The sequence below is a fragment of the Streptomyces sp. NPDC048270 genome (genome assembly GCF_040652335.1).
Classification (GTDB): Bacteria; Actinomycetota; Actinomycetes; order Streptomycetales; family Streptomycetaceae; genus Streptomyces.
The window spans coordinates 260,802-271,561 of record NZ_JBEZLV010000001.1; the positions used below are offsets into that span (position 1 = coordinate 260,802).

The window sequence follows — 10,760 nt, forward strand, 5'->3', positions numbered from 1 at the left end:
GCGGTTTCGAAGGACTTCAGTCGCCGAGCGCCATGGAGACGAGATCGTCGACGTCGAGATCGGCGATCGCCGCTCCCGCGCCGGGCTCGTCGACAGCGTCGGTTTCCAGATCGCCGTCGCCGAGGGCGACCAGCTTGACCAGGGCATCCATCAATCCGGCCTCCCGGAACCGGGCGAGCGGGAGAGAGGCGAGTGCGTTGCGCAGCCGCTCCTCGTCCACGTCCGAGTCCGTCGAGCCGCCGTCCGGGAGCAGTTCGTGGTGCAGGTGCCGGGCAAGGGCCAGCGGGGTCGGGTAGTCGAAGATCAGCGTGGCCGGAAGCTTCAGTCCGGTCGATTCGCACAGCCCGTTGCGCAGTGCCACCGATGTGAGGGAGTCGAATCCCGCTTCCTTGAACGCCGTGTCGGCGCCCACTCCGTCGGGCCCGGCGTGGCCGAGTACGACGGCTGCCTGGGCACGGACCAGGTCGAGGAGCAGTTCCTCCTGTTCCGCGGCGGCGAGCCCGGCCAGGCGGCGGAGCAGCCCGCCGTCCGTGGCGGTGGCCGTCCGCGCCACCTGCCGGCCCGCGCGGACCAGGCCGCGCAGCAGGTGCGGGACTTCCCCGCCGGCCGCTGCCTGGGTGCGCAGGGTCCGCAGGTCCAGCTTGATCGGCACCAGCAGTGCCTGACCGGACCCGACGGCGGCGTCGAAGAGCTCCGTGCCCTCCGCGGCCGCGAGGCGCAGGCCGCCGGTCCCGGCGGGCTGCTGCCACTGGCCCCAGGCGAGCGACTGGCCGGGCAGGTCCGCCGCGCGGCGGGCGGCCATCAGGCCGTCCAGGAAGGCGTTCGCAGCCGCCTGGTTGCCCTGGCCGGCCGACCCCATGAGCGCGGCCGCGGAGGAGAAGACCACGAAGGCGTCGAGGTCCAGGCCGCGGGTCAGCTCGTCGAGGTGGCGCACCGCGTCCACCTTCGGGGCGAACACCGTGGCCAGCTGCTCCGGCGTCAGCGCCGTGATCACGGCGTCGTCCGGTACACCCGCGGTGTGCACCACACCGGTCAGCGGGTGCTCGGCCGGGACCGAGGCCAGCAGGGAGCGCACCTGGTCGCGGTCGGACACGTCGCAGGCGGCCACCGATACGGCAGCGCCCTGCTCGGTGAGCTCGGCGACAAGTGCCTGCGCGCCCTCGGCATCGGCACCGCGACGGCCGGCCAGCACCAGGCTCCGTACGCCGTGCCGGGTGACGAGGTGGCGGGCCACCAGGGCGCCCAGCGCCCCGGTTCCGCCCGTGATCAGGACCGTGCCTTCCGGTCCGAACACCGCGGGAGCCTGCGCGGCTTCTCCGCCCGCCCGGACCAGCCGGGGCGCGGAGAGGGCGGTGCCCCGGACGGCGACCTGCGGCTCGTCGCTCGCGAGCACCGTGCCGAGTACCAGTTCCACATTGCCTTCGGCGGCGGGGTCGGTGTCGAGCAGGACGATCCGGCCCGGGTTCTCGACCTGGGCGGCACGGATGAGACCCCAGACGGCCGAGCCGGCCGGGTCGCTCACCGCGCCGTCACCGGCGGGAACCGCGCCGCGGGTCGCCACGACGAGCCGCGACTCCTCCAGCCCGGTCGTGGCCAGCCACGCCTGGACGACCGCCAGCACGCGGGTGGACAGGGCCAGGGCCGCGTCGTCGCCGGCTGCGCCGACCGCTTCCAGCAGCGCGACCGCCGGGACCTCGGCGCCCTCGGCGAGGGCCGCGACGTCCTCGGCCGTGGCCACCGGCACCCACCACGGGGAGGGGTCGGACCCCTCCGCCAGGGACAGCTCGGCCCACTCCACTCCGTACAGGGAGTTGGCGACGGCCGTGTCCGCCGCGGTGTCCAGCTGCTCGACGGACACCGACCCGGAGACCAGCGACTCCAGGGTCAGGACCAGGCCGCCGGTCTCGTCGGCCGCCTCGACCGAGAGCGTGTCCGGGCCGGCCGGGGCCAGCCGCACCCGCAGCGCCGAGGCGCCCACGGCGTGCAGCACCAGGCCGTTCCAGTCGAGCGCCTGGCGCACCGTACCGGTTTCCGCGACCGCGACGTCGATCGTCCCGGCCTGGAGGGCCGCGTCCAGCAGCGCGGGGTGCAGGCCGAACCGGTCGGCGTCCTTGCGCAGTTCCTCGGACAGGGCGACCTCGGCGAAGAGCTCCTCGCCGCGACGCCACACCGCCCGCACGCCCTGGAACGCCGGACCGTACGCGTAGCCGCGCCCGGCCAGGCCGGGGTAGAAGCCCTCGATCTCCACTGGCTGGGCACCGGCCGGCGGCCAGGCCGCGAAGTCGAACCCGCTACCGGCGCCGCCGGCCCGGGCCGACTCCGCCAGCACACCCCTGGCGTGCCGCGTCCACGCGTCCGCACCGACGGCGTCCTCGCGCAGCGAGTACACCTCCACGGTCCGCGCACCGGCCTCACCCGGACCGCCCACCGCGACCTGGACGCGTACGCCGCCGTGCTCGGGCACGACCAGCGGGGCCTCGATCGCCAGCTCCTCCAGGAGCCCGTATCCGGCCTCGTCGCCGGCGCGCACGGCCAGCTCCACCAGCACGGTGGCCGGGAGGAGCGCCACGCCGCCGACGGTGTGGTCGGCGAGCCAGGGGTGCGTGCGCAGCGAGAGCCGCGAGGTGAAGACCAGCCCGTCGGACTGCGGCAGCTGGACCACCGCACCCAGCAGCGGGTGGTCGGCCGTCACCTGGCCCAGCGACGCGGCGTCGGTGGCCGACTCGGCCAGCTGGAGCCAGTAGTGCTGGTGGTCGAAGGCGTAGGTCGGCAGGTCCACGCGCCGGGAGGCCGTCTGCGGGAGCACGGCGTTCCAGTCGAGCGCGATACCGCGGACGAACAGCTCGGCCATGGAGGCGAGCAGGCGGCGCGGGCCGCCGTCCTCGCGGCGCAGCGAACCGGTCACTACGACGTCGCCGCCGGTGGTGTCGACGGTTTCGGCGATCGGCTGGACCAGCACCGGGTGGGCGCTGACCTCCACGAACACCCCGTGGCCCTGGCCGAGCAGCTCCACCACCGCCGGGCCGAAGCCCACCTGCGCCCGCAGGTTGCGGTACCAGTAGCCGCCGTCCAGGATCCCGGCGTCGGCGATCCAACCGCCGGTCACGGTCGAGTAGAAGGGCACCTTCGGCGCCTGCGCCCCGATCCCCGCGAGCGTTTCGGCGAGCGCCTCGCGGATGTCCTCGACGTGCCGGGTGTGCGAGGCGTAGTCCACCGCGACCCGACGAACCCGGACACCGCCGGCGGACAGGGCCTCAAGGGCCTCGTCCAGCGCCTGCGCGTCACCGGCGATCACCACGGAGGACGGCCCGTTGACGGCCGCGACCTCCACCCGGTCCGCCCACGGCGCGATCCGCGCGACGGCCTCTTCCTCGGACAGCGCGACCGAGGCCATGCCGCCGCGGCCGGCCAGATCCTTGGCGATGGCCTGGCTGCGCAGCGCCACCACACGAGCGGCGTCCTCCAGCGAGAGCGCGCCCGCCACACAGGCGGCCGCGATCTCACCCTGCGAATGCCCCAGCACCGCATCGGGCTTCACGCCCACGGAGGACCACACCGCCGCCAGACCCACCATCACCGCGAAGCTCGCGGGCTGGAGCACGTCCACGCGCTCCATCAGCTCAGGAGCGCTCTCCCCACGCAGAACCTCGACCAGCGACCAGTCCACATACGGCTCCAGAGCCGCCGCGCACTGCGCGATCCGCTCCGCGAACACCGGAGAGGCATCCATCAGTTCACGGCCCATGCCCGCCCACTGCGAACCCTGGCCCGGGAACACCCAGACCACCTTGCCCGGGGCACCCGAGCCGGCGCTGCCGGAGACGGCACCGGCCGCGCTCTCGCCGCGCGCCAGCGCCTGGAGGCCGGCCAGCGCCTCCGCACCGGATTCGGCCACGACCACCGCACGCTCGCCGAAGACCGTACGGTCCGACAGCAGGGCCCCGGCGATGTCCGCCGGCGACACCCCGTCGGCGCCCTCGATGAACGCCGCCAGCCGCTCGGCCTGGCCGGCCAGGGAAGCGGCGCTGCGCGCCGACACCACCAGGGGCACGACACCCGCGGGCGCCTGCTCCGCCGAGAGGGACTCCGCCGGGTCGGCGGGCGCCTCTTCCAGGATGAGGTGGGCGTTCGTTCCGCTGATGCCGAACGAGGACACGCCCACGCGGCGCGGACGGCCGCCGCGCGGCCACTCCCGCGCTTCGGTCAGCAGCTCGATGGCGCCCTCGGACCAGTCCACCTTCTTCGAGGGCTCGTCCGCGTGGAGCGTGGCGGGCATGACCCCGTGGCGCAGCGCCTGCACCATCTTGATGACACCGGCGACGCCGGCGGCGGCCTGCGTGTGACCGATGTTGGACTTCAGGGAGCCCAGCCACAGCGGCTGCTCCGGGTTCCGGTCCCGGCCGTAGGTGGCCAGCAGGGCCTGCGCTTCGATCGGGTCGCCCAGCGCCGTGCCGGTGCCGTGCCCCTCGACCACGTCCACGTCGGACGGGGACAGGCCCGCACTGTCGAGGGCCTTGCGGATCACGCGCTGCTGCGAGGGACCGTTGGGGGCGGTCAGGCCGTTGGAGGCGCCGTCCTGGTTGACCGCGCTGCCGCGCAGTACGGCCAGCACCCGGTGGCCGCGCTCACGCGCCACCGACAGCCGCTCGAGCACGACCAGCGCGACGCCCTCGGAGAGCACCGTGCCGTCCGCTCCGTCCCCGTACGCCTTGCAGCGGCCGTCGCCGGCCAGGCCGCGCTGCCGGGACATGCCGAGGACTCCGATCGGCGAGCCCATGACGGCGACACCGCCGGCGAGGGCCATGGAGCACTCGCCCTGCCGCAGGGCCTGCGCGGCCAGGTGCATCGCCACCAGCGAGGAGGAGCAGGCCGTGTCCACCGTCACCGCCGGACCCTCGAAACCGAAGGCGTACGAGACGCGGCCCGAGGCGACGCTTCCCGCCGTGGCGGTCGTGACGAAGCCTTCGAGCTCGGCGGGCACGTTGGTGAGGGACTCGACGTAGTCGTGGATGGAGACGCCGGAGAAGACGCCGATGTTGCTGCCCTGGGCCGCGGTCGGGTCGATGCCGGCCCGCTCCAGAGCCTCCCAGGAGGCCTCCAGCAGCAGCCGCTGCTGCGGGTCCATGGCGAGGGCCTCGTTCGGCGAGATCCCGAAGAACCCGGCGTCGAACTGCGCGGCCTCGTGGAGGAATCCGCCCTTGGTGGTGTAGGAGGTGCCCGCGCTGTCGGGGTTCGGGTCGTAGAGGCCCTCCAGGTCCCAGCCGCGGTCGTCGGGGAAGGCCGTCATGCCCTCGCGGCGCTCCTGCAGCAGCTGCCACAGGTCCTCGGGACCCGCGACACCGCCCGGCAGGCGGCAGGCCATGCCGACGATCGCGATCGGCTCGTCGGGGTCGGCGGCGACCACCGCGGCCGAGGCGGGGGCGGTGCCGTCCGCCGCGTCACCGAGCTCCTCGCGCAGGTGGCGGGCGAGGACCACGGGGGTGGGGTAGTCGAAGATCAGCGTGGCCGGCAGCTTCACGCCGGTCGCCGCGCTGAGCCGGTTGCGCAGCTCGACGGCGGTCAGCGAGTCGAAGCCGATGTCGCTGAACCCCTTGGTCCCCTGCGCCAGTTCGGGTCCGCTGAAGCCCAGTACGGCGCTCGCCTCGTCCTGGACGATGGTCAGCAGGAGGCTCTCCTGCTCGGCCTGGGCCAGCCCGGCGAGGCGGCGGACCAGTCCGCTGCTGTCGCCGGAGGCCGCCCGCGCCGTGCGCCGGCCCGCGCGGACCAGTCCGCGCAGCAGGTGCGGGACTCCCCCGCCGGCCGCCGCCTGGCTCCGCATGGCCTTCAGGTCCAGCTTGATCGGGACCAGCAGTGCCTGGTCGGCGTGCAGGCCGACGTCGAGGATGTGCAGGCCCTCGGCCGGCGTCATCGCCAGCACACCGCCGCGGCTCATGCGCGCCTGGTCGACGGCGCTGAGGTGGGCGGTCAGGCCGTTGGTCTGCTCCCACAGGCCCCAGGCCAGCGAGAGGCCCGGCAGGCCCGCCTGGCGGCGGCCGGCCATCAGGCCGTCCAGGAAGGCGTTCGCCGCCGCGTAGTTGCCCTGGCCGGCCGACCCCATGAGCGAGGCGGCGGAGGAGAACACGACGAACGCGTCGAGGTCCAGGCCGCGGGTCAGCTCGTCGAGGTGGCGCACCGCGTCGACCTTCGGCGCGAAGACGCCGGCCAGCCGCTCCGGGGTCAGGGTCGCGATCACTCCGTCGTCCAGCACGCCGGCCATGTGCACCACACCGGTCAGGGGGTGCTCGGCGGGTACGGCGGCCAGTGCGGCCTCGACCTGGGCGCGGTCGGACACGTCGCAGGCCACGACCGACACCGCGGCGCCCAGCCCGGTGAGTTCGGCGACGAGTTCCCGGGCGCCCTCGGCGGCCGGGCCCCGGCGGCCGGCCAGCACGAGGTGCCGGACACCGTGCCGGGTGACCAGGTGACGGGCCACCAGGGCGCCCAGGGCGCCGGTACCGCCGGTGACCAGGACGGTCCCTTCGGCTCCGAAGACCGCGGGGACGTCGGGGACCTCGCCGCCGGCCCGGACGAGCCGGGGGGCGGACAGGGCCGTGCCGCGGACCGCTGCCTGCGGTTCTCCGCCGGCGAGCACCGGTCCGAGCACCGTGCGCAGGACGGACTCCGGCGCGTCGGCGGACGCCGGGTCGGTGTCGATCAGGATGATCCGGTCGGGGTTCTCGGCCTGCGCGGCGCGCACCAGGCCCCACACGGCGGAGCCGGCCGGGTCGGTGACCGTGCCGTCACCGGCGGGGACGGCGCCGCGGGTCAGGACGACCAGCCGCGACTCCTCCAGCCCGGTCCCGGCCAGCCACGCCTGGACGACGCCCAGGACGCGGGAGGTCAGGGCGAGGGCGGCGTCCTCGCCGTCGGCGCCGGCGACGGCCTGCAGGACGGCCACGGCCGGGACTGCCGCGCTCCCGGCCAGGGCCTCCACGTCGGCGGCGGCGGACACCGGCGCCCAGGACGGCGCCGGCTCGGTGCCCTGCGCCGCGGGCAGCTCGGTCCACTCCACCCCGAACAGGGAGTCGCGGCTCTCGTCGCCCGCCGCGGCGCCCAACTGGTCGGTGGACACGGGCAGGGACACCAGCGAGTCCATGGTGAGGACCATGTCGCCGGTCTCGTCGGCGGCCTGGAACGACAGCGCGTCCGGGCCGCAGGGGGCCACGCGCACCCGCAGTGCCGAGGCACCGACGGCGTGCAGCAGCAGCCCGTTCCACGCGAACGGCAGCACCTGGCGGTCGTCGTCCGGGTTGGCGAAGGCGTTGGTGTGCAGGGCGGCGTCCAGCAGCGCGGGGTGCATGCCGTACTTGCCGGCCTCATCGCGCTGCTCCTCGGGCAGGACGGCCTCGGCGAAGACCTCGTCGCCGCGCCGCCACACGGCCCGCAGGCCCTGGAAGGCCGAGCCGTACGCGTAGCCGCGCTCCAGGAGGTCGGTGTAGAAGGTCCCGACCTCGACGGGCTCCGCGCCCGGCGGCGGCCAGGCGGCGAAGTCGAACGCCTGCGCCGTCGTCCGCTTGGCGGAGGACTCCGCGAGGAGTCCGGTGGCGTGCCGCGTCCACTCGCTTGCGCCGCCCTCGCCGGCGGCGTCCTCGCGCTGGGAGTACACGTCCACCGTGCGCGAGCCGGTCGCGTTGGGGCTGCCGACCGCGACCTGCAGCCGCACGCCGCCCTGCTCGGGCAGCACCAGCGGTGCCTCGATGACGAGTTCCTCGAGGACTCCGTAGCCGAACTCGTCACCTGCGCGGACCGCGAGGTCGACGTACATCGTGCCGGGGATGATCACCACGCCGCCGATGGCGTGGCCGGCGAGCCAGGGGTGGGTGCGCAGCGACAGCCGCGAGGTGAAGACCAGGCCGTCGGACTGCGGCAGCTGCACCACAGCGCCGAGCAGCGGGTGATCGGCGCCGGTGAGGCCGAGCGAGGCCGCGTCCGTGACCGAACCGCCCATCTCGATCCAGTAGTGCTGGTGGTCGAAGGCGTACGTCGGCAGGTCCACGCGCCGGGCGGCCGCGCCGCCGGGCAGGACGGGGGCCCAGTCCAGGGCCACACCGCGGACGAACAGCTCGGCCATCGAGGCGAGCAGGCGGCGCAGGCCGCCGTCCTCGCGCCGCAGGGAGCCCGTCACCACGACACCGGTGGCGGTGTCGGCCTTGTCGACGGCCTCGGTGATCGGCTGGACCAGCACCGGGTGGGCGCTGACCTCCACGAACACGCCGTGGCCCTGCTCGATCAGCTCGGCCACGGCCGGGCCGAAGCGGACCTGTCCGCGCAGGTTGCGGTACCAGTACCCGGCGTCGAGGACGTCGGCGTCCTCCACCCAGGTGCCGGTGACGGTGGAGTAGAACGGAATCCTCGGGGCCTGCGCGCCGACCCCGGCCAGCGCCTCGGCGAGCGCGCCGCGGATGTCCTCGACGTGGCGGGTGTGCGAGGCGTAGTCCACGGCCACCCGGCGGATCCGGACGCCCTGGTCCTCCAGGGCGTCCAGCGCGTCGTCCAGGGCCTCGGCGTCACCGGCGATCACCACGGACGAGGGCCCGTTGACTGCGGCGACCTCGACCCGGTCCGCCCAGCGCTCCAGCCGTGCGACGGCCTCTTCCTCGGTCAGCGCGACCGAGGCCATGCCGCCGCGGCCGGCCAGCTGCCCGGCGATGGCCTGGCTGCGCAGGGCCACCACGCGGGCGGCGTCCTCCAGGGAGAGCGCACCCGACACGCAGGCGGCGGCTATCTCGCCCTGGGAGTGGCCGAGCACCGCGTCGGGCTCGACACCCACGGACGACCACACCGCGGCCAGACCGACCATGACGGCGAAGCTCGCCGGCTGAAGGACGTCGACCCGGTCCAGGAGTTCGGGCGCGGCGTCGCCGCGCAGCACGTCGATCAGGGACCAGTCGACCCAGCGTTCCAGCGCGGCCGCGCACTCGGCGATCCGGGCGGCGAAGACCGGGGAGGAGTCGAGCAGTTCACGGCCCATGCCGGCCCACTGCGAGCCCTGCCCGGGGAACACCCAGACGACCTTGCCCGGGGTGCCCGAGCCGGTCACCACGCCGGCCGCGTTCTCGCCGCGCGCCAGGGCCTGGAGCCCGGCCAGTGCCTCCTCGTTCGAACCGGCGAGCACCACCGCGCGCTCGCCCAGTACGGCGCGGCCCGCGACCAGCGTCCCGGCCACGTCGGCCAGCGGCACCTCGGCCGCGTCCTCGACGAAGGCGGCCAGTCGCCCGGCCTGCGCCGCCAGCGAGGTGGCGGTCCCCGCCGACACCACCAGCGGGACCACGCCGGAGGGCTGCGCCTGGGCCGCGGCGGTCTGCGCCTCCTCGGCGGGCGCCTCTTCCAGGATCATGTGCGCGTTCGTGCCGCTGGCTCCGAAGGCGGAGACGCCGGCGCGGCGCGGACGGCCGTTCTCCGGCCACTCCCGCGACTCGGTGAGCAGCTCGACCGCGCCCGCGGACCAGTCGACCTGGGGGGTCGGCGCGTCCACGTTGAGGGTCTTGGGGAGGGTCTTGTGCCGCAGCGCCTGGACCATGTTGATCACGGCGGCGACGCCGGACGCCGCCTGCGTGTGCCCGATGACGGACTTGACCGAGCCGAGCCACAGCGGCTGCTCGGGGTCCCGGCCCTGGCCGTAGGTGGCCAGGAGCGCCTGCGCCTCGATGGGGTCGCCGAGCACGGTGCCCGTGCCGTGGCCCTCGACCGCGTCCACGTCGGCCGGGGTGAGGCCCGCGCTCTCCAGCGCCTTGCGGATGACCCGCTGCTGCGAGGGGCCGTTGGGGGCGGTCAGGCCGTTGGACGCGCCGTCCTGGTTCACGGCGCTGCCGCGGATGACGGCCAGCACCTGGTGGCCGCGCTCGCGCGCCACCGACAGCCGCTCCAGCAGGACCACGCCGACGCCCTCGGCCCAGCCGGAGCCGTCGGCTCCGGCGGCATAGGACTTGCAGCGGCCGTCGAAGGCGAGGGCGCGCTGGCGTGCGAAGCCGACGAAGCCGCCGGGGGTCGCCATCACCGTGGAGCCGCCCGCGAGGGCCATCGAGCACTCGCCGCGGCGCAGCGCCTGCGCCGCGAGGTGGATCGCGACCAGGGAGGAGGAGCACATGGTGTCGACCGTCACCGCGGGGCCTTCGAGGCCGAGGGTGTAGGAGACGCGGCCGGAGGCGACGCCGCCGGCGGTGCCCAGGGCGCGCTCCAGGCTGAGGTAGCCCTCGAACCCGCTGAGGTCCGGCGCGTAGTCCTGGTGCACGACTCCGGCGAACATGCCGATGTCGCTGCCCCGCACCGAGTGGGGGTCGATGCCGGCCCGCTCGAAGGTCTCCCAGGACACTTCGAGCAGCTGGCGCTGCTGGGGGTCCATGGCCAGGGCCTCGCGCGGCGAGATCCCGAAGAACCCGGCGTCGAACTGCGCCGCGTCGCGCAGGAAGGCGCCCTCGCGGACGTACGTCGTGCCGGGGTTGTCCGGGTCCGGGTGGTAGAGGCCCTCGACGTCCCAGCCGCGGTCCTCGGGGAAGGTGGAGTAGACGTCGGTGCCCTCGGACACCACCCGCCAGAAGTCCTCCGGGCCGCGGATCCCACCGGCGTAGCGGCAGGCCATGGACACGATCGCGATGGGCTCCGAGGCTGCCGCGACGAGTGTGCTGTTCTCCTGCTGAAGCCGGGCGTTCTCCTTCAGCGAGGCACGCAGTGCCTCAACGACCTGCTGGTCGGGCGCCGACATATCCATCCTCCACGATTCG

The 10,760-nt window shown here is 74.8% G+C and carries 1 protein-coding gene; it reads right to left on the reverse strand.

The genetic code is table 11. The annotated features are described in order from the left end of the window. Positions 1-16: 16 nt before the first annotated feature. A complete protein-coding gene (locus AB0D66_RS01005) occupies positions 17-10,741 on the reverse strand; it encodes a type I polyketide synthase (RefSeq protein ID WP_362294645.1) in 10,725 nt (3,574 codons plus the stop codon). Positions 10,742-10,760 lie beyond the last annotated feature (19 nt).